The organism is Edaphosphingomonas haloaromaticamans, assembly GCF_001853345.1.
Taxonomy (GTDB): Bacteria; Pseudomonadota; Alphaproteobacteria; order Sphingomonadales; family Sphingomonadaceae; genus Sphingomonas_E; species Sphingomonas_E fennica.
Genome location: NZ_MIPT01000002.1, coordinates 143,781 through 166,866 on the forward strand (window position 1 = coordinate 143,781; position 23,086 = coordinate 166,866).

The following is a 23,086-nucleotide window of genomic DNA, read 5'->3' on the forward strand; positions in this document are numbered from 1 at the left end:
TCTCCGCCCCGGGATCAGGTCCGGCAGTGCGCGTCGAGGAACTTTGCCCAATCCTTGAAAGCCGGCGGCGGCGGGTCGCGGCGGATGATGAGCCCGGGACGGGGATATTTCGCTTCGGCGGACGCCGCGGCGCGACGCCCTTCTGGATCATTGTCCTCTGCGATCAGCAGGGTCGTAATGCCGGGTGGAATGACCAGTTGATCGAGCCGCCTGGCGCCAAGTGAGGCCCAGCAGGGGATGTCCTTGATGCGGGTGTAGGCGCCGGCAGTCTCGAAACCTTCGGCGATCGCCAGCGTCTCGCCCCCTGCCCGGCCCCGCCATGCGCCTGTCCCAGGCACGCCGAGCATGACTTTTCGGAGGCACTTCGCTGTCGCAGGGTCGAGAAAGTTGCGCTGGATCGCGACGAGCTGCCGGATCTCGCGAACAGCAATCAGCAAAGCCGGTCGATAAACGGTTTTCGGCTTCGGGAGGTATGGGCAGCGCGAATGGAAGCGCACGTCGGCAGGCGCTGGCAACAAGTTGCGTCGCTCAAGATAGCGCTCGGCCAGCGTCCCTTTGACGCCAATGGCCTGCTCCCAGATGCGCGAGACATTGGCGCTGCCTTGCGGTCGATCCTGTTCCGGTATTGCATAATGTTGGCCGGTTCGAACCCGACGCAATTCCCGCAGAACATCATCGCGTGCGCAACCCGCGAAGCACGTCACCAGAATGCCGCGGTCACCTTGGCGGATCGAAAGACTTGGATCGTTGTCGCCATGTGCCGGGCAACGGGCCATAGCCCTGTAGCCGGTCCAGGTGCCGCCAAGAGCGCCTACGAGGTCAACAAGTTCCTGGGTCGGTCGTTTGGCCGTGAGTGGCATAGGACTACCTCCTGCTCGGTAGCCACATCCCCCCTTCCCTCTTTCAGCGCATGGCGCTGTGACCCGGACCTATCAACGATGAGGGTCGGCGCGCTCACGTTGATCGCTTCATCGGGCACGACTCGGGCTCGTTCGCAGGCGACGAACGGCTCGGACATCATCGGTCAATCGTCAGGCCGGTTCTTCCGCCGATCCGCATATTTGATCACGAAGGCCTCCCAGAGCCGCATCCATTCGGTGTCGGTCCGGGGCCTCTTGATATCGGCGAATCCCTTGCGGAATGCGTTGGCCATATCGTCGACTGACCAAGGATGGCCCTTAGTGAGACCGACACTCCGAAACGCCTGTTCGCGGTCGCCATAGGAAAGCGTTCCCGGCGGGAATGCGTGAAGCGGTTCGTCTGATTTCGCTGCGGGTTTCGTTGCCTGCGGAACGGTGCGAACCGATGATCTCGGTGCCGTTTCGACGCCTGGCGCCCCAACAAGTCGCAAATGGGGTCCGACCAATTTACGCTCCATCGGCGCTGGAGACGGATGAAGGACCACCTTCCTGCCGGAGAGATCGACGTTCGCATTGGGATAAACCGCCGAGACGAGCTGCATCGTCTCCCGCACCGTTTGACGAAAGCGCTTGCTGTCAGCCTCGTTGCCGAGGTGCTTTGCCAGTTGATCCCAAGAAATGATCTGCCCCTTGTCGGAGCCGATCCGTGGGAGGCGATAGGCAAGATAGGTATAGAGATCGAGCGCCGTTGGCGTCCCTTTAAGCTCCCGGATCGCTACTTCGTTTAATGGGACAGCGTGCTCGATAAGGTGACTGTAGAAGACCTCCGACATACGGATTTCCCGCGCGAAGGTGCCGTTCTTGTCGAGTGAACCAGCATATTCATTTGAGATCTTCACATCGCGGACCGCAAAGGCGTTGTCGTCCGTTTCGGTGCCATCCCAGCGAATCTGCCACTCGCACGCCAGCAAGCGGTCGACCTGTTCGCGCATCAGATTTGCGGTGCCACGGGGGCCATAGGACACCGTTTGATAGCCAAGCCGCCGCATCCATTCCGTGAAGTTGCGGCCGAGATAGACGTCGCGCGAACGCTTCATTACCGCCTGTGAAAGCAGATAGATGAGCGCAACCCTGGGATAGGCCCCATATGGAACACCCAGGCTTCTCATGACCGACTTGCCATCGATATTTTGAAGAACCGGCCGAGGGTTGATTGCCAGCGCGTACTTGCCGTCTTCCCGGATAATCGGGAGCGTGTCGTCCTTCGGGCGCTTGGTCGGGAGCGACATGGCGCAAAGCGCGGAATGGAGAAATGCCGGGACAGGCTCTTCGTCGTGGACTCGCAGGAAGGCGTCGAGCGTCAATTGGGTTCCGGCAGTGGAGGCAAGCTTCCGGACATTCTCTGCACCGCCATCGATCATGGCGAGTGCATATTGGTGCCCAATCGGCCTATGCTGATCTCCGTTCATTGTTCCGCCCTTCCCCGAATCTCCGGGGTCTGTGATGGCGCTGTCTCAACAGGTTTGGGTTTCGAAATCAACCCTGTTGGCAGTTTTGGCGGGAAATCAGGGGTGAGAGTTGCAATTCGACCGATGATCTCGGTGCCGCTTTTGCCGAATCGCCCCTTCCCACTTTCAAAAATCGAAATTTTGAAGCCGATTCGCGAATCGGATTGATTCAGGGATTCATGTAATAGGTATGCGCTCCGAGATCATCGGTCTGTTGGCACCGAGATCATTGGTAGGACGCACCGAGATCATCGGAAGGTACTGAGATCATCGGTATTCATCCACAGGGCATCGCTCGGTGCAGCCGGACGCAGCAAGTTTTCGGAAAGCTTGCACCGACTCGGAGATCATCGGTGCGCCTCTACCAGGGCGCATTGGCATTACCTTGAAATCCGAAACGGCTCGGAGATCATCGGTAAAGTTGTAAGTTCGATGGCCAAATCGTTGCTCGAAACTGCCAACGTCGCTATTGTGGGCCATCAAACCCACAAAAGCGGAATCTCATGGCCACTGATCCCACAAATGTCCCCGCCGATGACCTTCTGGAAGGTGGCCTGGATGTGCTTCACCGTAAAGCGCTCACGATCCTCAAGCGGATCCGCGACAGCGCGGTCGATCCAGAGACAGGGCAGAAGCGAGCCCCCACCTTCCCTATCTCCAAGGCTGCATCACTTGTCGGACGCACCGCGTCGGCGATCCGAGAAGCTGAACGCGACGGGCGTTTGCCGGAGCGTGGGCGGACGGCTTCCGGTCATCGCGTCCAATATACGCTCGAAGAACTCGATCATATGCGTGAGGTGTTCGGAACGCGTCCGTGGCGCAGCCCGGAAGATCCACCCGCCATTCTCTCGGTCTGCAATTTCAAGGGCGGTGTCGGCAAGTCCACGATCGCGCTGCACCTGGCTCAGCACTTCGCGATCAACGGCTATCGTGTGCTGTTTATCGACTGCGACAGCCAAGCTTCATCGACAATGATGTTCGGCTACCGACCAGACGTCGATCTGGAGGAGGACGACACGCTCTATGGGCATTTCCATAACCCGGAATTGCTGGGTGTGCGAAAGATCATTCGGAAGACCCACTTCCATGGGCTCGATCTGATCCCTGCGAATTTGCGGCTCTACAATCTCGAATACGAGATCGCCGGCTACCTCGCGCGCAATCAGAACCTGAACATCATCGACCTGATCGCCGAGGCCATCGACTCGGTGGTAGAAGATTACGATGTGGTGATCATGGATCCGCCTCCAGCACTCGGCATGGTCTCCATGGCGGTCCTTCAAGCAGCCAATGCGATGGTGATCCCCGTGCCGCCAAGCCTGGTCGACTTCGCATCGACGGTGTCGTTTATCGACATGGCGAAGACCACGATGAAGCAGCTCGAGCAGCTCGCGGGGAGGGGGCGCCCGGCTTACAATTTCATCCGTCTCGTCGGCAGCCGGGTCGACGACAGCAAGTCGATGCATCGTGAGATACTTTCGATGATGCGGAGCGTTTTCGGAGGCTCAATGTCTTCTTCGGTGATGGTCACCAGTGCGGAGATCGACAATGCCAGCTCGCGGATGAAGACGGTCTTTGAACTGGAAAAGCCCGTCACTTCGCACGAGGTTTACAACCGGTGCATGAGGCATCTGAATGAGGTTTGCCGAGACATCGAAGAAGACGTTTTGCGGACCTGGCCGAGCCGGGCAGGGGGGCAGCTTTGAGCAGCAGTTGCCACGTGGCAACTGCGGGCAATTGTTCGCCGTCTATGGGGCTGAAATCTGCTAAGAATGATGCGTTGTTGCCACGTGGCAACCGAGCAAGGAAAGCGTTTATAAACAGTATCATGAGCCAAATTCCAGGATCAGTTTTCCCTCAGAAAAGGGGAGCCGAAGGCGAGGCGAATTTCGGTTTGTTGCCACGTGGCAACAGACCAACAAATCGGGTCTCCAAGATGCCGGAAATTCGAGTAGGAGCGAGCCGATGACAAAAGGAAATAAGGGCTTCGGCTCGATGTTCACCGAAGGCCTGGATAATGAGGCCGAGCTTGACAATGCGAGCCCCTCGGAAGGGATCATGGCGAGCCGAAGCCAGACCCTGGCGCGGATAGCGAGCGGCAAGACGGTTACCGATCGAACGGAGTGGGTGGACCCGGCTCGTTGCCGTCCCTGGCGGATGCACAATCGCGACCTGGACCATTTGTCCGAAGAGAGCTGTCGCGATCTGATCGACTCCTTTCTCGCGGCGAAGCGGCAGCGCATCCCGGCGATCGTGCGTCGTCTGAAGGACGATCCTGACTACGATTATGAGATCATCGCTGGCGTTCGCCGGTGGTGGACCGTCCAGTGGCTCCGCGAACATCATCATCCAGAATTTGATTATCTCGTCACGATCCAGACCGTCACGGATGAAGAGGCATTCCGGGTTTCGGACGTTGAAAATCGGTCGCGAAAGGACATTTCAGACTGGGAGCGTGCAAAGGAATATGCGCGAGCGCTGTCGGAGTTTTACGAGAACTCCCAGTCCCAGATGGCGGAGCATCTCAACCTCTCGCGGTCATGGCTGAGCCGCCTGCTGGATGTTGCGAGGCTTCCTGAGGAGATCGTGGCGGCATTTTCGGACACCCACGACATTACCGTTCGAGTGGCGCGCGATATCAAACCGCTGACCAGCGAACCGAAAACTCTGAAGCGAATGCGAGACGAGGCCGAGCGCATCGAGGCCGAGCGTAGGAATGGTGGTTCCAGTCTGACCGGACCCGAGGTGGCGAAGCGACTTGTTCGTGCGACCGTTGAGGCAAAGAAGAAGGAGACTGGCGAGCGAGAGATCACGGGCAAAGGCGGAAAGACGATTCTGCGCTATGCCAGTGCCAGAGGTGGGGGGATCACGATCAAGATCGTGCCCCGGACCGGCGCCACGAAGGCCGAGCTCATGAAAGCGATCGAAGAACTGTTGCCGGCGAGCTGAGCAAAACAAGCGAGACGGCGTTTCAGTACGGAGGGCGTCCCGGTCGCTATTCGGCCCGCAGCCGGCGCTGCGCGGCAGGCGTGGTGGGCAGCGCCGCGAGGAGCTTTCGGGCACCCTGAGGTGTCACAGACAGCAGCTTCGAAACGGAGGATGCCTGGAGCCCTGGATAGGCGATCAATAGGCGCCCGAGAAGCGGCAGGCGACTTCGCTGAGTTGCACCTAAATTGGTGAGCTTGGCGACGTCATGCTCAATTGCGGAAAGCTCGCGGAGCCCCGCCGCGCTGATCTGCCCGATCTCCTTAGCGAGGAACCCGGTCAGCGCGGCAGGGGAAGGGGGCATGAACTTGGGGAGCGGCACCAGTGAGGGGATGATGCGGCTCGTGAAGCCAGCGCGGTAGAGCATGCGAGGAAGAGCGGTCGCGACGAGCCAGTTGCGATCGCGGCAGCGGGGAGGAAGCTCCAACGAGCGTCCGTCGATCGCAACAACCTCCGAGGCGCCGACCGGAAGACGCTCGGTCATTTCGGCAAGAGCGAACACGCGCTCGGCGATGGACCGGAGATCGGCGACGGGGAAGGGTGCATCCGCCGCAGACTTCACCTGACGCCAGAGCGGGCCGAAGTGTGCGAGATCGTCTCCACCATAGCGCTCAGCCTCTGCACGGTCGTCGAGGATGGTTCGGAGAGCATTGAGGGATGCGCGGCCAACCGGGTCTCTGACATCCTCGTCCCGACTTAGTGCGAGGTGGAAAATGGACGCCACCGATATCGGATCGTTGAGACCTTCGGAGGCGCGGGGAGGGGCGCTTCGCCCCGCGATCCAATCCTGCAGGTCGCCGACAGCGATCGGCACGCCGGCGAGACCTGCTAACGCCGCGGCGCCGTGAAGGCGCGATCGCGCAAGGAAAATGTCGGCGCTTGTACTATGATGAAGCCGGCCGTCGAGCCGGCCGAGCAGCAACATTGGGTCATTTGCGCGGCGGTCGACGATCTCCTGCATCGCTCTTACGCTTAGCGCGTGAGGAAACCAAAGTCAGCAGTTGGTTTCGCCTCATGCTATCGTCGAAAAGTTCATATGCGATAATTGCACTTATCACATAAGCAGATTTGACCGTTCTTTATAAGGTGGGCTACAAGCGCGCCTGAGGAGCGAGGCGCGTCGTGAGCACCGAAACCGCCCGGGAAGGGCCAGAAATCCCCGTAGCGCCGCCTGAGGCTGTCCTGCCGGCCGTCAGGGCGCCGGCCGACCTTGCGTGGACGATCGTGCAGATGCGCGCCGGCGAGCGCATCACCGTCAACGAGGGCCTGATCGCCGCCTATCAGGCCGCTTCATCGCCCCATAGCATCCGTGCGCTCAAGTCCGACGTCGAGGCGTTCGATGCGTGGTGTAGGCGCAACGACCGGATCGCGCTGCCGGCCACGCCCGAGACCGTGGCCGATTATCTCGACGCGCGGGCCGGGAAGGGGAGCCGGCCGGCCTCGCTATCCCGCTACAAGGCGTCGATCGCCAAGATCCACCAGCTGCTCGAGCTCAAGGATCCGACGCCGGCGCCGCTGGTGAAGCTGCGGCTCCAGACGGTGCGCCGCGAGAAGGGGGCTGCGCAGAAGCAGGCGCGGCCGCTGCGGTTCAAGGGCCCGGTGCGCGACGTCGAGCGCGACAAGGCGCGGGGGCTCAACATCCGCGCGCTGCTCGAGAGTTGTGGCGAGGATCTGCCGGGGCTGCGTGATCGGGCGCTGCTATCGGCCGCTTATGACACCGGGCTGCGCGCCTCCGAACTGGTGGCGGTCGCCATTGAGCATATTGAGGAGGCGATCGATCCCGAAGCGCGGCTGCTGCAGATTCTGCGTCATAAGGGCGATCAAGACGGGGAGGGGGCGACCGCCTACCTCAGCCCGCGCACCGTCGCGGCGATCGCGGCGTGGACCGAAGCGGCGGGGATCACGACAGGGCCGCTGTTCCGGCGGGTGCAGGTGCGGCGCTACAAGGCGCGGGCAGCCGTGCGCGGTCGGCCGATCGACAGCATCTCGGGCCGGGAGACGTGGGATCTGCGCAAGACGCTGTCCAAGCCGGCGGTGAAGGCGCGCGTCGAATATGACATCGGCACCGTGGCGCTGCACCCGGGCTCGATCGGACCAATCTTTCGGTCGATCATCGGCCGCGCGTTCGACCGTGGCGCGCTGCCCGATTTGACGGCGGACGATCTGGCGCGGTTGCTGAAGGGGATCAGTGCGCACTCGACGCGGATCGGGCTCAATCAGGACCTGTTCGCCAGCGGGGAGGATTTGGCCGGCATCATGGACGCGCTGCGGTGGAAGTCGCCGCGGATGCCGCTCGCTTATAATCGCAATCTCGCGGCAGAGCAGGGGGCGGCGGGGCGCCTTATGGCGAAGATTGGCTAGTCATGACGGCCTAAATAGGTCTTTGGATGATGCCGTGCGACCACACGACGGCGGCAGGTAGATCGAGGGATTTGCGCAGCGGCAAGAACCGGAGAAGGGAGGCTGAGCCCCCGGGGTCTTGAGCTACAACGTTAAGCCTAAGAAACGGGCAGGGGCCTGGTAGCGCGTAGTGTATGAGCGAAGCCACCATCGCTCAAACTCATCAGCACAGTCCAATTTCGAAGAGGAAACAAGAAAGTGGTTCCGGAAACGGTATGGATCTTATCCTGTGTAAACGCTCGCGCTAAATGGCGGCGTTCTGATCGCGCTATTTGTCAGTTGCCGGGTCCGATGACGAGGCAATCGCGCGCGGCCTGAACGATGTCAGCGGTGACCTCCTCGACGCGGTTGAGGGTCATGATCCGCCGCATCTGCGCGAACAGGCGCTCCATGAGCCGGAAGTTGCCGCGCGTGATGCGGATCACGGCTGCCTGCGCTTCGATCGCGTCGAGTTGGGCCGGGTCGAAGCTGATCCCGAAATCGCCGGCGTGGGTCGCGAGCAGCAGCCGCATTTCGGTCTCGGTAAGCGGTTTGAACTCGTGGACGAAGCCGATCCGCGAGTAGAGCTGGGCATAGCGGGCGAGGCGCTTCTCCAAGCCCGGCATACCCATCAGGATCAGCCCGAAGCCGTGGCGATCGGCCATGTCGCGGAGATGTTCGAGCGACTTTATGGTCAGGCGGTCGGCCTCGTCGACGATGACGAGGGGGCAGGCGATGCGGGCGGCGTCATGGGTGATTTCGTCCTGCGAGCCGCCCGCGACCGTCAGCCGGGCATAGCCCAGCTTAATGAGGTTGAGGCCCAACACCGCGTCGATCGTCTTGGGCGTGTTGCTGACCGACACGGTGTAGAAGACGGCGCGGCAGCGAGCGACCTTTTCGCCAAGGAGCGCGGCAATGGGACGGAGCGCGGCATATTCCCCCAGGTCGGGGAAGCTGGAAAACTCGCGCGCCGATCGCGTCTTTCCGACGCCCGGCCGGCCATGACACACGCCGATATAGCGGTAGTGCGCGCAGGCTTCGGCAAACTCGACGAACCGGGCATGTTCGCGGGTCGCCAGGAACGGCTGCTCGACCAGGAACTCAATCGTCAGCGGCGTAGAGCCGGAGCCCTCGGTAGGTGGTGGGCCGGGAAGCCGTATCCTCTTGGTCGCCATCGAAGGTCTCCGTGGGGGCAGGCACCTGCTTGTCGCGCTCCTTCGCGCCGCGCCGGGCGCGCTGGATCGCGCGCAACGACGGGTGCCCAGCGTGCTCGGAGCTGAGCGCACGGCAGACGAACCGGCCCTGGTGGTAGACGTGGATCTCGGTCAGGTCGCGGGGGTCATAGACCGCCTCGACCTGCTCGCCGACGAAGGCCGCGAGCGTGGGTTCGACATAGCGCCTGCCCATCAGACGGATGCCGTCGCGCAGCACTTTACGGGGCTTGGGCACGTGCACGAGCAGCATGTCGAGCTGTTCAAGGCTGTCGGGCATTGCGGGCAGGAACCCGCCCTCCTGCCAGCGCGTGATCGGCGGTTCGCCGGTGCTGCCATGCGGGCGACGATGATAGACGCCGCACACGAACGCCTCGAAGCGGGCGCGCAGCTCGTCGAGCGTGAGCACTGGCGCCGACAGCGGCTTGCCCGCGATCAGGTGGCCGGGCAGGTCGGGCAGGAACATGTCGTTGATGGTGCGGAACAGCCGCTCGATCTTGCCGCGCCCGCGAGGACGCCCCGGCAGCGAATGGATGAGGCGGATTTTGAGGGCGATGCACGCCTGCTCGATATGCTCGGAGATGAAATCCGAGCCGTTGTCGACGTAAAGCTGTTCGGGAATGCCGCTGACGATCCATTCGGGATTGGGCTTGCGCCAGATCGCCTGCCGCAAGGCGAGCGCCGTGTTGAGGGCACTGGGGGCATCGAGGCTGAGGAAGTAACCGGCGATGGCTCGGCTGTGATCGTCAACGATGACGGTCAGCCAAGGACGCACCGGGGTTCCGGCATCATCGAGCACGAGAATGTCGAGAACGGTATGATCGGCCTGCCACATCTCGTTCGAGGTCGCGGCTTCGCGCCGATGCACTAGCTCGTGCTGGTCGCGGTAGACGGCCGGATCGGAGGCTGCGGCGATCTGGCTTGCCGGTATCGCCCTGACGACACGCGCGACGGCCGCATAGCTGGGGGTTCGGTGTCCATGCGCGATGGCGAGTTCCTGCACCTTTCGGTGAATGGCGGCGACCGGGGGTCGCGGGCGCTTGGTGGCGAGAGTGCGGGTCAGTTCGACCAGATGTTCCGGCAGGTGCAGCCTGCCCCGATCGTTGCGCGGCAGACGCGCGAGACCGGCAAGTCCTTCGGCACGGTAGCGCCCGAGCCAGCGCTGCAACGTCCGCTCGCTCAGCGTGCCGGTGCGGGCGAGGTCCGCGAGCGGGATGCCATCGGCGAGGTGCGGTTCAAGGACGCGGTAGCGCTCGATCGCCAGCGGCGGGACAAGCGCCGGATGCGTCACCGCCGACGGTCCGTGTCGCAGGTAAGGAAAACGGAGATTTGCCTGCCCATCGCCATGCGAGTCCGCTCGCGTTGCCAAACCGGCCTGTTCGGCGTAAATCTACCCGGTAAAGAAAACTAGGGCAACATAGACCTGCCGATGACGACTTTCTTCCCAAACCGCGCCCGATCGGGGCGCCACCGGCCCTACGCATGAAAATCGGTTACGCCCGCGTATCGACCGCCGAGCAGAACCTGGACCTCCAGCGTGATGCGCTGAAGGCTGCCGGCTGCGAGAAGGTCATCACCGACAAGGCCTCCGGGGCGACTGCCGCTCGCCCTGGATTGGAAAAGGTGAAGGAGCTGCTTCGCGCCGGCGACACACTGGTGGTCTGGCGCCTCGACAGGCTCGGCCGCTCGCTCCGTGATCTGATCGGATGGATGACCTACCTCGACGAGGAAAAGGTCGGGCTGCTGAGCCTGCACGAGGCGATCGACACGACCACCACGTCGGGCAAGCTTACCTTCCACCTGTTCGGGGCATTGGCGGAGTTCGAGCGCAACCTGATCCGCGAGCGGACCCAGGCCGGTCTCACCGCAGCCCGCGCTCGCGGCAAGAAGGGTGGCCGGCCGGCCGCACTCGGCAAGGACAAGCGCGACCTGCCCGTCAGGCTCTACCACGAGAACACGATGCCGATCGCCAAGATTTGCTCGATGCTCGGCATCTCCAAGCCAAAACTCTACGCCTATGTGCGATCGGCCGAGACCAAGCCGGTAGCCGCGTAGCGACGCTCGCCGACAAATAGCGCGATCAGAATGCCGCCACTTAGCGCGAGCGTTTACACCGTTCGCGGTCCCGATCGGCCCAGCGTCCCCCGGAACCGTTCGTTATCGGGAAGGCATCTAAGCGGTCTGCACCATCCTTCATCTAAAGTTCTCCAAGCGCTTCTGAGGATTTTCGGGCGCACCAAAAGCACTTGCTCCTCCAGTGGCTGGAGCATGTAACCGCAATTTGCTCTCCTGCGGACGGGGGGCTGGAGGTGGCTTTTTGACGGCCCGTGTTGAAGCAATCGGTATGTCTCGACGCTCATTAGTGGCGCGGCTGGTGGCCTGTGGAACCGGCTTGGTGCTCGGTTCTCCAACGCTCGCGCGACAGACTTCCCGGTCTGCGGGCTCGTGGAACTTCGGTGCGGCTCACCTCGAATGGGAGCCGCTGGAAGTCGGCACGGGTGATACCCTCCTTGTTTCGGCACAAGTGCGCGGAGTGCCGGTGCGGGCGGTGCTCGACAGTGGCAGCGGCGCGTCGATCATGAGCACGGCGCTCGCGGCGAAGCTCGGCTTGAACGATGGTGAGCGGCGCATGATTAGCGGGCTGAGCGCCAAGGCCCCGGTGCTGCTGGTCCGCGACATCGACGTACAGCTCGCCCGCGAAACCCGTCGCTTACCCTTTGCCGTCGTTGGTGATCTGAGTTCAGTGTCGGCGGCCTTCGGACGACCGATCGATATCCTCCTCGGTGCCGATATGTTCACGGGTAGCTGCATCGCGCTCGATTTCGCGAAAAGGCGTATGGCGGTCGTCAAGTCAGGCACGTTTCTCGCCGGTCCCGACTGGCGCGCTGTCGCGCTCGGGCGCGGTGCCAAGCAGGAGCTGTTCATTCGAGCTTCCGTCTCGGGTTTGCCTCCCGTGCCCTTGATGATCGATCTTGGCAGCTCGGCCGCGCTGATGCTCTCGTCGGCCTATGCCCGCGATCAAGGGCTGTTGAACGGGAAGCTCGTCTCGACCGCGGCGATCGGCGGCGTCGATGGTGTGCGTATCAACGATGCTTTCACGATCCAGAACATCAACATCGAAGGGCTTGGCGTCTCGAACGTCCCCACACTCGGGATGAGAGCTTGGCTCTCCACCAGCACGGTTGGCAATGTCGGCCTACCGCTGATCGCTCAATTCGACGTGGTGTTCGACGTGACCGCCGGATTCGTGTGGCTCCGGCCACTCGGTCCTCGTCGTCGCCTGCCGATGCTGAAGGACCGTAGCGGCCTTGGCCTCGCAGCCTCACCAACGGCGCTCACCGTTGTTCATGTGGCGGCGAACAGTCCCGCGGAAAAGGCTGGCTGGGCGGTCGGCGACCGGATCGTGGCGGTGAACGGCCATTCGATCGATGCGAACTATACGCGTGGGGAGCTCTGGCAAGTGCGCTCCCGGCCTGCTGGCACCCTCGTAAAGCTGACGATGGCCTCGGGTGATGTGCGCGAGCTCAGGCTGGCCGATTATTATTGATTGGCTTGAGGGTGGCCTTTGCCGATCGCCTTCATGATCCGACAATCGGCCATGCGCGCCTTGGTGCAGCTCTGGCTGAGCATTGCCAACTCATCCCGCAACACCGCGAGTTGCGCCAGTCTCTCCTCCACATCCTTGAGGTGCTGAGCAGCGATAGCTGAGGCGGCACCACAATCCTGGTCCGGGTTCTGCGCCAGCCCCATCAACGAACGGATCTCGTCGACGGAGAAGCCAAGCCGGCGACCGTTGCGGATGAAGTGCAAACGCTCAATGTCACTGGCATCGTAGGTTCTGCGACCCGACGCCGTGCGAGGGGCGGATCGGAGCAACCCGATCGACTCATAAAAGCGGATCGTCGTCACCTTCGTCGAGGTCTCGCTGGCGAGCTGCCCAATCATCACCGGCTTCATCATGCCATCCTTGCTTATGCGAACGTGTCGCACATTTCGCTTGCTTCTACAGCGACTGGAGGTGGTAAGGAAGGCCGCATGAATGCTTCTACCGAAAGCTGCGGGTGCCACGGGGAGCCCGCGCGCGCGCAAACCGATCCGGCCTATCGCCGTGCGCTGCTGACCGTCGTGGTGCTCAACCTCGGCTTCGGAGTCGCCGAGCTGTTCGGCGGGTTCATCGCCGATAGCCAAGCGCTGAAAGCGGATTCGCTCGATTTTCTCGGGGACGGGTCGATCAGCCTTATCGGTCTTCTCGCGCTTGCCTGGTCCGCACGGGCGAGGGCAAAGGTCGCGCTGACGCAGGGGTTGTTTCTCGGTGCGCTTGGCGTGGGCGTAATCGGTTTCGCGATTTGGCGCGCCCTGAACGCAACCGCGCCCGATGCCGAACTGATGGGCACAATCGGCGTTGTCGCGCTCGCGATCAATGTCGTGTCCGCCTTGGTGCTTGCGCGTTTCCGGGAAGGGGACGCCAATGTTCGCGCGATCTGGCTGTTCAGCCGCAACGACGCGCTCGCCAACGTGGCGGTGATCGCCGCGGCCGGTCTGGTGGCGTGGACAGGAAGCGCCTGGCCGGACCTCGCCGTCGCCGGCCTCATCGCCCTCCTGTTCCTCCACTCCGCTTATGAAATCGTCACTGGCGCTCGGCGCGAATTGGGAGAGCGGTAGTGCGTCTGCTCGCGTTGATCCGGGCAATGCTCTCGTTGCGGCTGCTCTCCGCGCTCGCGGCGCTGCTGATCCCTGCTGCGGCAATCGCCGAACCCGGCGACGTGCAAACCGCATGGCGGCTGCTCGACTATATGGCCGTCGATTATGGCGGCGCGGTCGCCAACGGTCGGATCAAGAGCACGTCGGAATATGCCGAGATGACGGAGTTCGCCGCGTCGGTCTCGACACGGCTTCAGGGCCTGCCGGCGAAGCCGGAGCGTCAAGCCCTCATCCAGCGGGCTGCCAACCTCCAGGCGGTGATCGCGGAAAAGGGACCGACTGAACAGGTGGCAACATTGGCGCACGGGCTCGCGGCCGATCTGTTGCGCGCCTACCCGGTGCCGCTCGCGCCCGATAAGGCTCCGAACCTCGTCTCCAGCGATGCACTGTTCCGACAATCCTGCGCGTCCTGCCACGGGATGACGGGCAACGGCCGTGGCCCTGACGCCGCCAAGCTCGCTACGCCCCCGATTGCTTTCACCGATGCCGAGCGCGCGCGCCAGCGCAGCGTGTTCGCGCTCTATCAGGTGGTGACGCAAGGCATCGACGGGACCGCGATGCAGAGCTTCGCCGATCTGCCCAACGATCAGCGCTGGGCGTTAGCATTCCGAGCCGGGAGCTTCGCCTTCACGGATGCGCAGGCGCGCGAAGGCGAGCGGCTTTGGAAATCCGACCCGACCCTTCGCCGGCGCATTCCGGACCTGAAAACCCTGGTCGCGCTCACCCCGGCCGCGCTCGGCGCGGCGATCGGCGACGCCAAGGCTGACCCAGTGCTCGCGTTCCTGCGTCGTCATCCCGAACAGGTGATACAACAGGCTCCCGGCTCGCTCGCGGTCGCCCGCGCCAAACTCGCCGAAAGCGTGGCGGCTGCGCGGCGCGGCGATGCGCGCATGGCGAAAGAGCTGGCGCTGTCGGCCTATCTCGATGGGTTCGAGCCGATCGAGCCAACACTCACCGCGCGCGACGCGACGCTGATGGGTCGAATCGAGGGCGCGATGGGGGAGTTCCGCGCCTCGATCGACCGGGGCGCGTCGCCCGATGATCTCGCGGAGAAGGTCGCAGTACTGGGCGGCCTTTTCGACGATGCGGAAGCGGCGCTCGCGCCTGATGCCGCCACCGAAGCGTCCACGTTCCTGGGCGCGTTCACGATCCTGCTGCGTGAAGGGCTCGAAGCCCTGCTCATCGTTGTCGCCATGATCGCGTTCCTGCGTAAAGCCGAGCGCGGCGAGGCGCTGCGGTACGTGCATGGCGGCTGGGTCAGCGCGATCATCGCGGGCGGGATCACCTGGGCGGTCGCCACCTATGCGATCGGGATCAGCGGTGCGAGCCGGGAGCTGACGGAAGGGTTTGGCTCGCTGTTCGCCGCGGTCGTGCTGCTCTCGGTCGGGATTTGGATGCACGGCAAGGCGCAGGCCGATCAGTGGCAGCGCTATATTCGCGAGAAGATGTCGCGGGCGCTCTCGGGCGGGTCGGGCTGGTTCCTGTTCGGGCTGGCGTTCGTCGTAGTTTATCGCGAGGTCTTCGAGACGATCCTGTTCTATGCCGCGCTTTCGGCGCAAGGTGACAACGGGATGCTTCTCGCGGGGGCCGGGTCGGCGATTGGACTGCTCAGCCTGATCGCTTGGGCCATGCTTCGCTACAGTCGCAAGCTGCCGATCGCGCAGTTCTTCCGCTATAGCTCCTGGCTCATGGCGGTCCTGACCGTCGTGCTGGCGGGTAAAGGCGTCGCCGCGCTCCAGGAAGCCGGCCTTATCAACATCGCACCGCTCGCGGACGTGCCACGGCTGTCGATGCTCGGCGTGTTTCCCACTTGGCAATCGGTGCTGGCGCAACTCCTGATGGCGGTCGCCATTGCGGTCGGGTTCGCCTGGAACGGGCGCGACCGATCCCGCTCGGGTTCCGGCTCAGTGACCCTTGGTTCGAATTAGTGCAATGACATGAAAACCCTTCCGTGATAGAGGCAAGCTAGTGCGAGCCTTTTTGCCTTTCCTGACATGCCTGATGCTGGTCCTGACCAGCTTCTCCGGCATGGCCCATGCCGCCGATCTGGCGGGGGGAAGCATCGCGGGCGTTGAGTTCACGGTCCATACCGCCGGTGACATCGATCAGGTGCCATCGGACTCGGACAAGAATGTCCCGCATCATCACAATTATTGTCACGGACACGACGTCGGCGCGCCTGCGCGCACGACGATGGAATATACCCCCGTCCTCACAGTGCCCAAGCCGACAATCTCCGCCTCTGCGTCGCTCGACGGCCGCACCGGCATGGTCCATTTGAGGCCCCCCCAAGCCTGACGTCCGATTTGGGCGTGCGTTGGCGCGCCCCTGTCGATCATCGTCAGGAGTCCTATTTTCATGAATCGTATCCTCGCGGCCATGCTGGCCGCAGCGTCTTGCGCCACGATGGCGCAGGCGCAGGTCGGACCGTCCGCGCCTGTTGCGCAGGATGCGCCGGTCTACACGCTTGACCAAGCGGTCAGTGCAGCGGGCGGTTCGGCCCCTGCTGCGGAAGCGGCGACAGCTGGAATCGACGCGGCCCGTGCAGGTCGCACAGTCGCCGGCTTGCGGCCCAATCCGGTGGTTCAAGGCCAAGTCGAGAATGTCATCGGCTCCGGGCCGTATCGGGGGGTCCGCAGCGCGGAAACCACGGTCGGCTTTGCGATCCCGATCGAGCTAGGCGGCAAGCGCGGCGCCCGCGTCGCGGTCGCCAATGCGCAATTGTCCCGGGCCGAGATCCAGGCCGCGATCATCGCGGCGGATGTCCGGCTTCAGGTAACGCAGCTCTATGTCGAAGCGGTCGCGGCCGATCGCCGGGTAATGACAGCCCGCGATCAGGCCCGGATCGCCAGCGATGCGCTGCGGGCCGCGAGCGTTCGCGTGCAGGCAGGGCGGGCATCGCCACTCGAGCAACAGCGCGCGGATGTCGCGCGTATCAATGCCGACGCCAATGTGGAGCGGCAGCTTCGCTTGGCCGAGGCGGCCCGCGCCAATCTGGCGCGTCGGATCGGACGGCCGATCGACGGCCTGCTCGATGACACGCTGCTCGATCGCCTTCCCGATGTGAACGTCTATGGGCCGTTGGCACCGGTCAACACGACCGGCACACTCGCGCTGGCGGCAGCCAACGCGGATTTCTCCATTGCCGAAGCCGGCGTGCGGCTCGCGCGCGCCAATCGCGTGCCTGACCTGAACGTCGGGCCGTCGATCCGCCGCCTGGAAGCGACCAACGACATGGCGGCGGTGTTCAGCGTGTCGATCCCGATCCCGGTGTTCAACAATGGTCGCGCCGCGATTGCGCAGGCGACCGCGCAGCGGACCCAGGCGGATGCGCAGCGCCGCGTGACCGCGCTCGACATCGAACAGGCGATCACGGACGCGCAGGCGCAGGCGGCCAATGCCGCAACGACGGCTCGTGCGGCGTCGGGGCCGGCGCTGGCGGCTGCACAGGAGGCCGCCCGCATCGCGCGGATCGGCTATCGCGAGGGCAAGTTCGGCCAGCTCGAATTGCTCGATGCTGAACGCACGCTCGCCGAAACGCGGGTCGCCGCGATCGACGCGCTTGCCAATTACCAGAATGCCCGCGCGCAAGTGGAGCGACTGACCGCTCGTGCGCCCAATGGGGGGAATCAGTGATGAAGAGCTTTTATCTCGCGGGCGCGGCGTCGCTCGCCCTGCTCTTGGCTGCCTGCGGCGGCAAGGATGGCGGAAACGAGGCAACTGCCGAAGGCGCAGCTGCCAATGAGACGGCAGCGGGCATGGAAAAGGGCGGTGCTGAAGGCGGTCATGCCGGTGAAGGCGTCGTCACATTGGGTGCCGACCAGATCGCCACAGCGGGCGTCCAGGTCGGACGGCCGATCATCGGCGGGGCCGGGACGATCGAGCTGCCCGCGATCATCGAGGGCGACCCACAGGGAACGCAGGTCGTCTCGGCCGCAATTGCGGGACGCGTGGTCGCGCTCACCCGTAACCTCGGCCAATCGGTCGGACGCGGCCAGACCATTGCGGTCATCGAAAGCCGCGAGGCGGCGCAGATCAAGGGCGAGGTCGAGGCGGCGCGGGCGCGGCTTCAGCTCGCTAATTCGAACCTCGCGCGCGAACAGCGGCTGTTCGCGCAGAGAGTCTCCCCTGAACAGGATCTGATCGCCGCCCGCACAGCGGCGACGGAGGCGCGGATCGCCCTGACGCAGGCGCAGAGCATGGTTTCGGCGGCGGGTGTCGGCGGCGGCGGGCTCAACCGGCTCGGCATTGCCGCGCCGATCTCGGGCCAGATCATTGCGCGCCCCGTGACGCTGGGACAAACGGTCGCGGCGGATGCCGAACTCTATCGCATCGCCAACCTGAGCCAGGTGTCGATCGCGCTTAATCTCAAGCCCGAGGATGCGGGCCGGGTGCGTCCCGGCAATACGGTGCTGGTGAAGGCGGCAGGCCGTCAGGCGACCGCCCGCGTGACCTTCGTGTCGCCGGCGCTTGATCCGCAGACGCGGCTCGTGCCTGCGCTCGCCACCCTCGACAATCGCGGTGGCGAATGGCGGGTCGGCGAGCCTGTGACGGCAGCCGTGCAGCTCACGGGCAGCGGCGGGAGCGGGGCGGTCCGCGTGCCGACGACGGCGGTCCAGAGTTTCGAGGGCAAGTCGGTCGTGTTCGTGCGCACGCCCACCGGCTTCAAGGCGACCCCGGTCCAGCTCGGCGATGCGTCGGGCGACACGGTGATCGTCCGGTCGGGCCTGACCGGCAACGAACAGATCGCCACCACCGGAAGTTTCACGCTCAAGGCCGAGATCGGCAAGGGCGAAGCGAGCCACGAGGATTAAGCCATGATCGCCCGTATCGTAACCTGGGCGGTCGAGAAGCGCTGGCTAGTCCTGCTCCTCACCGTCATCGTCGCCGCCATCGGCGCCTTTTCCCTCTACCGGCTACCGATCGACGCGGTGCCGGACATCACCAACAATCAGGTCCAGATCAACGTCCGCGCGCCTGCCCTCTCGCCCGAGCTGGTCGAGAAGCAGGTGTCGTTTCCAATCGAAACCGCGCTCGCCGGCACCCCCGGCCTGGAATATACGCGCTCGTTGAGCCGCAACGGCTTCGCGCAGATCACGGCGGTCTTTTCGGACGCGACGGACATCTATTTCGCCCGCCAGCAGGTGGGCGAGCGTCTGCGGGGCGTGCAAGAGAATCTGCCCGACGGCGTGAACCCTGAAATGGGTCCGATCGCGACAGGCCTGGGCGAGGTGTACATGTACACCGTTCGTCTCGATCATCGCGAGGACGACAAGCACAAGCCCGGTGAACCGGGCCAACAGCCCGATGGCAGCTACATCACGCCAGAGGGCGAGCGACTGACGACCGAAGAGGACAAGGCGACCTACCTGCGCACCGCGCAGGACTGGATCGTGACGCCGCTTCTGAAGACCACACCGGGCCTCGCCGGTGTCGACTCGATTGGCGGTTACGCCAAGCAGTTCCTCGTCGTGCCCGACGTGCAGAAGCTGGCCTCGCTCGGCATCACGCTGACGGACCTGGGAAATGCGCTGGAGCGCAATAACACCAGCGTCGGCGGTGGCTTCGTCAATCGCAATGGCGAAGGTCTGGCTGTTCGCTCGGATGCGCTCGTTCGCAATGCCAGCGAGTTGGCCAGGACCGTGATCGCGACACGTAACGGCGTGCCGATCACGGTCGAACAAGTTGCGACTGTGAAGACGGGTCAGGCGATCCGCATGGGTTCGGCATCGGAGAACGGTACCGAAGTCGTCGTCGGCACGGCGATCATGCGGATCGGCGAGAACAGCCGCATCGTGTCGACCGCGGTCGCTGAGAAACTGAAGACGATCAACGCTTCGCTGCCTCCTGACGTCGTAATTCAGCCGGTGCTGAACCGCACCGAGCTGGTCAATTCGACGATCAAGACGGTCGCGAAAAACCTGTCCGAAGGCGCGGTGCTGGTCATCGTCGTGCTCTTCCTGCTGCTCGGCAACTTCCGTGCGGCCCTGATCGCGGCGTTGGTCATCCCGATCACCATGATGCTGACAGGCTTTGGTATGCTGCGCGCTGGGGTCTCGGCCAATCTGATGAGCCTTGGGGCTTTGGACTTCGGTCTGATCGTCGACGGCGCCGTCATCATTGTCGAAAACGCGCTGCGCCGGCTTGCCGAGCAACAGCATCATGAAGGCCGATTGCTCAGCGTCAAGGAACGGCTCGCGACCGTGGCAGCCGCTGCGCGTGAGATGATCCGTCCCTCTGTGTACGGGCAGGCAATCATCATCCTCGTCTACGTACCGCTGCTCACGCTGACCGGCGTGGAGGGTAAAACGTTCGGACCGATGGCGCTGACCGTCATCATCGCGCTCGCCTTCGCCTTCATCCTCTCTCTCACCTTCGTGCCGGCGATGATTGCGATCTGGCTGTCGAAGAAGGTCGAGGAGAAGGACGGCCGCATCATCACGTGGCTGAAGAAGCGCTACGAACCCGGTCTCGACCGGGCCATGAAGCGCCCGACGCTGACGATCGGTGCGGGTGTGGGAAGCCTTGTGGTGGCGGCGCTTGCTTTCACTACGCTCGGCTCGGTGTTCCTGCCGCAGCTCGACGAAGGCGATTTGCTGATCCAGTCGCTCCGCATTCCGGCAACGTCGGTCCAGCAGAGCCAGGCGATGCAGGTGCCGATCGAGCGGATGATGTCGAAGCAGCCGGAGGTGCAATTCGTCTATTCCAAGACGGGCACCGCCGAGCTGGCGGCCGACCCGATGCCGCCGAACGCGACCGACATGTTCGTCATCCTGAAGCCGCGCAAGGATTGGCCGGATCCTGAGCTTCCCAAGGAGGAGCTGGTCAGCCGGATCGAGGGTAATCTCGCGAAGATTCCGGGAAATGCCTACGAGATCACCCAGCCCATCCAGATGCGCTTCAACGAGCTGATCGCCGGCGTGCGCGGCGACATCGCGGTGAAGGTGTTCGGGGACGACTTCAACCAGATGAACCGGACGGCCGAGCAAATCGCGGCGGTGCTGCGCAGAACGCAAGGCGCAGCGGACGTGAAGGTGGAGCAGACGACCGGTCTTCCCATGCTCGACATTCGCGTCAACCGCGACGCGATGGCGCGGTTGGGCGTTACGGCTCAGGATGTGCAGGACACCGTGACTGCGACGATCGGCGGGCGAACATCGGGCCAGATCTTCGAGGGCGACCGTCGCTTCCCCGTGGTGATCCGCCTGTCGGAGGCGCAGCGTGCCGACATCGGCCTGCTCCAACAGGTGCAGGTGCCGGTGGCAGGCGGCGGCTATGTACCGCTGTCCAGCGTCGCCGAGATCAAGGTGGTCGATGGTCCGAACCAGATCAGCCGCGAGAACGGCAAGCGGCGCGTGGTGGTGCAAGCCAACGTGCGTGGCCGCGACGTCGGATCCGTCGTGGCGGATGCGCAGGCGGCGATCGGCAGCCAACTCCGGCTGCCTGCCGGCACCTATCTCGAATGGGGCGGCCAGTTCGAGAACCTCCAATCGGCAAGCGAACGGCTGAAGCTGGTCATTCCGGCTTGCTTCATCTTGATCCTGCTGCTCCTCTACGGGGCGTTGGGATCGGTCCGCGACGCCGCGATCGTGTTCACCGGCGTGCCTTTCGCGCTGGTGGGCGGCGTCCTGTTGCTGTTCCTGCGGGGCATGGACTTCTCGATCTCGGCGGCAGTGGGCTTCATCGCCCTCTCGGGCATCGCGGTCCTCAACGGCCTCGTCATGGTCAGCTCGATCCAAGATCTGATCCGATCAGGGATGAGCCGCGAGGAAGCCGCGCATGTTGGCGCGATGCAGCGTCTGCGACCCGTCATCATGACCGCGCTAGTCGCCAGCCTCGGCTTCGTGCCGATGGCGCTGGGCGAAGGCGCCGGCGCAGAGGTTCAAAAGCCTTTGGCGACGGTCGTCATCGGCGGTCTGATCTCGGCGACGCTTCTTACGCTGTTCGTGCTGCCGACACTCTATGCCCGGTTCGGGCAGAAAGTGATCGAGAAACCCGAGCACTACAATGAGGAGCATGAAGGGGACGACCACGGTCAGACCTTCGTGAACAACTTGGCCTGATGGATGGGCGGGGCGATCCGCGATCGCCCCGCCCATCTCTGGGAGATGGGGATATGCCTCGCACCATAACCAGCTCGATGCTTCACGGCGGGCCACTGCGCATCTGGTCGGCACTCACCGATCCGGATCATCGCCGGGCGTGGAGTCCGCTCGTATTTCTCGATGATCCGTCCCGGCTCGGCGACACAGAATGCACCTTTGCGATCCAGGGCATCACCCGGCCAATTCGGACGCCAGCACGGATTGATCGATTCGATAAACCGCACGCCTTCGCTTGGTCCTGCGGCATCCCCTATCTGTTCACGCTCGAAGAGCGGTACGAGCTGGCGGGGGACGATGGCGGCACCAGGCTAACGCATAGCTGCACGCTGCGCGGGGCGCTCTCCCTGCCGTTCGCGGCGATGATGTTGCGCCGCCTGCGATCCCTGATGGTCGAATCTGACGATCGCCTCGCAACCTATCTCCGCTGGCGGGTAGGTCAGCCTGCCCGGGCTATCAATCGTCAGCGCGTCCCCTTCCGCTGCAGGAGGAAGGCGCGATGATGATGCACTGTAAGCGGGTGCTGCCCGCCGTCATCCTCGTTGTCGGGCTCGCGGCGTGCTCGGAAAGAAAGCCGCCAGCCCCGCCAACGGAGCAGCAGATCCATTCGTCCGACAGCGCCGTGGCGACCGGGGAAATGGGGCGGCATAGATATCGCTGTTCCGACGGGGAACCGCTGTTCGTCGATTACAAGGACAACGGCCTGCAGATCGATTTGCGGCGCTCCAACGGGGGACCGCCGATGATGCTGACCGCGCCAGCGCAGGGCCTGCAATATGTCGGCGAAACAGCCACCGCGACCTTCAAGGGGTCGCAGCTCACCATCGTGGAAGGCGATGGCCGTACCCGGATCTGCGAGCAGGAAGGCACGCGATGAACTGCCCTGCCTTCGAACGCCACAGGGCGCTTCGTCGGAAGAGACCGATGTCTGACACGTCGATTTCAAATGTGACAACCTTGTGCGGCCTGAATCGGGCCGGTCTGGCGATCGCGCGCCTCGGCGTCGTTCTCGTCTCCGGGGCGGTTATAGGGGCGTGTAATCCAGCGCCGACCCAGCCTACCGAGCCGGCGCATGAAAAGCATCTGACGTCGAAACTAATCGCGCAGCGCATCATGTACTGCGACGACGGCACACGCGCCGATGTCGACTTCATCGATGACGGCTTGAAAATGGCCGTCACCTGGCTGCCGAAGGGCAGGACCGAGATCCTGCGCGCGCAGCGAACCGGTGACGAGTTTCGCGGCGACCATTCGCGGGCTGTCGTGGCGGGCGGATCGATCGCGTTCACGCGACGCGGGAAGATCCGCGTCTGCCACCGAACCCCGGAGGAGTCCTAGGA

Annotated in this window: 20 protein-coding genes; 14 read left to right on the top strand and 6 right to left on the bottom strand. The window is 63.7% G+C overall.

Going from position 1 to position 23,086, the window contains the following annotated elements:
• Nucleotides 1-14: 14 nt before the first annotated feature.
• Both BHE75_RS22050 and BHE75_RS22055 read right to left on the bottom strand, forming a co-directional pair.
• Complete coding sequence (locus tag BHE75_RS22050; RefSeq protein ID WP_070936344.1) at nt 15-860, bottom strand: DUF7146 domain-containing protein; 846 nt, start codon at nt 858-860, stop codon at nt 15-17.
• Nucleotides 861-1,024: 164 nt separating this feature from the next.
• Nucleotides 1,025-2,329, bottom strand: a complete 1,305-nt coding sequence (locus BHE75_RS22055; protein WP_062787891.1) for a replication protein RepA — start codon at nt 2,327-2,329, stop codon at nt 1,025-1,027.
• Between the two features lie 542 nt (nt 2,330-2,871).
• Here BHE75_RS22055 and BHE75_RS22060 point away from each other — a divergent pair.
• Nucleotides 2,872-4,074 (top strand): AAA family ATPase, encoded by a 1,203-nt coding sequence (locus BHE75_RS22060; protein WP_062787893.1) that lies wholly within the window; start codon nt 2,872-2,874, stop codon nt 4,072-4,074.
• Nucleotides 4,075-4,333: 259 nt separating this feature from the next.
• The gene (locus BHE75_RS22065) at nt 4,334-5,317 is read left to right on the top strand and encodes a ParB/RepB/Spo0J family partition protein (RefSeq protein ID WP_030092784.1); all 984 of its coding nucleotides are present in this window, start codon (nt 4,334-4,336) and stop codon (nt 5,315-5,317) included.
• Between the two features lie 46 nt (nt 5,318-5,363).
• On the opposite strand, the gene BHE75_RS22070 is transcribed toward BHE75_RS22065, so the two are convergent.
• Nucleotides 5,364-6,314 (bottom strand): hypothetical protein, encoded by a 951-nt coding sequence (locus BHE75_RS22070; RefSeq protein WP_051743944.1) that lies wholly within the window; start codon nt 6,312-6,314, stop codon nt 5,364-5,366.
• A 161-nt stretch (nt 6,315-6,475) separates the two neighbouring features.
• On the opposite strand from BHE75_RS22070, the gene BHE75_RS22075 reads away from it, so the two are divergent.
• The gene (locus BHE75_RS22075; RefSeq protein ID WP_070936346.1) at nt 6,476-7,714 is read left to right on the top strand and encodes a site-specific integrase; all 1,239 of its coding nucleotides are present in this window, start codon (nt 6,476-6,478) and stop codon (nt 7,712-7,714) included.
• A 314-nt stretch (nt 7,715-8,028) separates the two neighbouring features.
• Here BHE75_RS22075 and BHE75_RS23725 read toward each other — a convergent pair whose 3' ends face one another.
• Nucleotides 8,029-8,907: an AAA family ATPase gene (locus BHE75_RS23725; RefSeq protein ID WP_009824028.1), complete on the bottom strand. Its 879-nt coding sequence runs from the start codon at nt 8,905-8,907 to the stop codon at nt 8,029-8,031.
• Nucleotides 8,834-10,234, bottom strand: coding sequence for a Mu transposase C-terminal domain-containing protein (locus tag BHE75_RS22085; RefSeq protein ID WP_070936348.1), 1,401 nt, complete (start codon nt 10,232-10,234; stop codon nt 8,834-8,836). Before BHE75_RS22085 ends, BHE75_RS23725 begins: the two co-directional genes overlap by 74 nt.
• A 191-nt stretch (nt 10,235-10,425) precedes the next feature.
• On the opposite strand from BHE75_RS22085, the gene BHE75_RS22090 reads away from it, so the two are divergent.
• Together BHE75_RS22090 and BHE75_RS22095 are read left to right on the top strand one after the other, a co-directional pair.
• On the top strand, nt 10,426-10,998 hold the full coding sequence (locus BHE75_RS22090; RefSeq protein WP_009824027.1) for a recombinase family protein: 573 nt from the start codon (nt 10,426-10,428) through the stop codon (nt 10,996-10,998).
• Nucleotides 10,999-11,287: 289 nt separating this feature from the next.
• On the top strand, nt 11,288-12,490 hold the full coding sequence (locus tag BHE75_RS22095) for an aspartyl protease family protein (protein WP_013039112.1): 1,203 nt from the start codon (nt 11,288-11,290) through the stop codon (nt 12,488-12,490).
• Here BHE75_RS22095 and BHE75_RS22100 read toward each other — a convergent pair.
• A complete protein-coding gene (locus BHE75_RS22100; protein ID WP_438830638.1) occupies nt 12,484-12,900 on the bottom strand; it encodes a MerR family transcriptional regulator in 417 nt (138 codons plus the stop codon). The two genes, BHE75_RS22095 and BHE75_RS22100, sit on opposite strands and share 7 nt — an antisense overlap.
• 78 nt (nt 12,901-12,978) lie before the next feature.
• Between BHE75_RS22100 and BHE75_RS22105 the strand changes: the two genes are divergently transcribed.
• From BHE75_RS22105 to BHE75_RS22145, 9 genes are all read left to right on the top strand, one after another.
• The gene (locus BHE75_RS22105; protein ID WP_004212870.1) at nt 12,979-13,605 is read left to right on the top strand and encodes a cation transporter; all 627 of its coding nucleotides are present in this window, start codon (nt 12,979-12,981) and stop codon (nt 13,603-13,605) included.
• Entirely contained in the window at nt 13,605-15,572 is a 1,968-nt protein-coding gene (locus tag BHE75_RS22110) for a cytochrome c/FTR1 family iron permease (protein WP_004212871.1), read from the top strand. Before BHE75_RS22105 ends, BHE75_RS22110 begins: the two co-directional genes overlap by 1 nt.
• A 73-nt stretch (nt 15,573-15,645) precedes the next feature.
• Entirely contained in the window at nt 15,646-15,942 is a 297-nt protein-coding gene (locus tag BHE75_RS22115; RefSeq protein WP_007406840.1) for a hypothetical protein, read from the top strand.
• 60 nt (nt 15,943-16,002) lie between these two features.
• Nucleotides 16,003-17,280, top strand: a complete 1,278-nt coding sequence (locus BHE75_RS22120) for a TolC family protein (protein WP_013039111.1) — start codon at nt 16,003-16,005, stop codon at nt 17,278-17,280.
• Nucleotides 17,280-18,458, top strand: a complete 1,179-nt coding sequence (locus tag BHE75_RS22125; protein WP_070936352.1) for an efflux RND transporter periplasmic adaptor subunit — start codon at nt 17,280-17,282, stop codon at nt 18,456-18,458. The genes BHE75_RS22120 and BHE75_RS22125 overlap by 1 nt, the downstream gene beginning before the upstream one ends.
• A gap of 3 nt (nt 18,459-18,461) precedes the next feature.
• Complete coding sequence (locus tag BHE75_RS22130; RefSeq protein WP_004212878.1) at nt 18,462-21,707, top strand: efflux RND transporter permease subunit; 3,246 nt, start codon at nt 18,462-18,464, stop codon at nt 21,705-21,707.
• Nucleotides 21,708-21,760: 53 nt separating this feature from the next.
• Nucleotides 21,761-22,249, top strand: a complete 489-nt coding sequence (locus BHE75_RS22135) for an SRPBCC domain-containing protein (RefSeq protein WP_013849881.1) — start codon at nt 21,761-21,763, stop codon at nt 22,247-22,249.
• Complete coding sequence (locus BHE75_RS22140) at nt 22,246-22,623, top strand: hypothetical protein (RefSeq protein ID WP_009824022.1); 378 nt, start codon at nt 22,246-22,248, stop codon at nt 22,621-22,623. Before BHE75_RS22135 ends, BHE75_RS22140 begins: the two co-directional genes overlap by 4 nt.
• A 47-nt stretch (nt 22,624-22,670) precedes the next feature.
• A complete protein-coding gene (locus tag BHE75_RS22145) occupies nt 22,671-23,084 on the top strand; it encodes a hypothetical protein (protein WP_004212881.1) in 414 nt (137 codons plus the stop codon).
• Nucleotides 23,085-23,086 lie beyond the last annotated feature (2 nt).

What these genes read in the sequence shown, in the direction of transcription:
- BHE75_RS22050 (WP_070936344.1), bottom strand. Translation starts at nt 860, where the DNA reads ATGCCACTCACGGCCAAACGACCGACCCAGGAACTTGTTGACCTCGTA.
- BHE75_RS22055 (WP_062787891.1), bottom strand. Translation starts at nt 2,329, where the DNA reads ATGAACGGAGATCAGCATAGGCCGATTGGGCACCAATATGCACTCGCC.
- BHE75_RS22060 (WP_062787893.1), top strand. Translation starts at nt 2,872, where the DNA reads ATGGCCACTGATCCCACAAATGTCCCCGCCGATGACCTTCTGGAAGGT.
- BHE75_RS22065 (WP_030092784.1), top strand. Translation starts at nt 4,334, where the DNA reads ATGACAAAAGGAAATAAGGGCTTCGGCTCGATGTTCACCGAAGGCCTG.
- BHE75_RS22070 (WP_051743944.1), bottom strand. Translation starts at nt 6,314, where the DNA reads ATGCAGGAGATCGTCGACCGCCGCGCAAATGACCCAATGTTGCTGCTC.
- BHE75_RS23725 (WP_009824028.1), bottom strand. Translation starts at nt 8,907, where the DNA reads ATGGCGACCAAGAGGATACGGCTTCCCGGCCCACCACCTACCGAGGGC.
- BHE75_RS22090 (WP_009824027.1), top strand. Translation starts at nt 10,426, where the DNA reads ATGAAAATCGGTTACGCCCGCGTATCGACCGCCGAGCAGAACCTGGAC.
- BHE75_RS22095 (WP_013039112.1), top strand. Translation starts at nt 11,288, where the DNA reads ATGTCTCGACGCTCATTAGTGGCGCGGCTGGTGGCCTGTGGAACCGGC.
- BHE75_RS22100 (WP_438830638.1), bottom strand. Translation starts at nt 12,900, where the DNA reads ATGAAGCCGGTGATGATTGGGCAGCTCGCCAGCGAGACCTCGACGAAG.
- BHE75_RS22105 (WP_004212870.1), top strand. Translation starts at nt 12,979, where the DNA reads ATGAATGCTTCTACCGAAAGCTGCGGGTGCCACGGGGAGCCCGCGCGC.
- BHE75_RS22115 (WP_007406840.1), top strand. Translation starts at nt 15,646, where the DNA reads ATGCTGGTCCTGACCAGCTTCTCCGGCATGGCCCATGCCGCCGATCTG.
- BHE75_RS22120 (WP_013039111.1), top strand. Translation starts at nt 16,003, where the DNA reads ATGAATCGTATCCTCGCGGCCATGCTGGCCGCAGCGTCTTGCGCCACG.
- BHE75_RS22125 (WP_070936352.1), top strand. Translation starts at nt 17,280, where the DNA reads ATGAAGAGCTTTTATCTCGCGGGCGCGGCGTCGCTCGCCCTGCTCTTG.
- BHE75_RS22130 (WP_004212878.1), top strand. Translation starts at nt 18,462, where the DNA reads ATGATCGCCCGTATCGTAACCTGGGCGGTCGAGAAGCGCTGGCTAGTC.
- BHE75_RS22135 (WP_013849881.1), top strand. Translation starts at nt 21,761, where the DNA reads ATGCCTCGCACCATAACCAGCTCGATGCTTCACGGCGGGCCACTGCGC.
- BHE75_RS22140 (WP_009824022.1), top strand. Translation starts at nt 22,246, where the DNA reads ATGATGATGCACTGTAAGCGGGTGCTGCCCGCCGTCATCCTCGTTGTC.
- BHE75_RS22145 (WP_004212881.1), top strand. Translation starts at nt 22,671, where the DNA reads ATGTCTGACACGTCGATTTCAAATGTGACAACCTTGTGCGGCCTGAAT.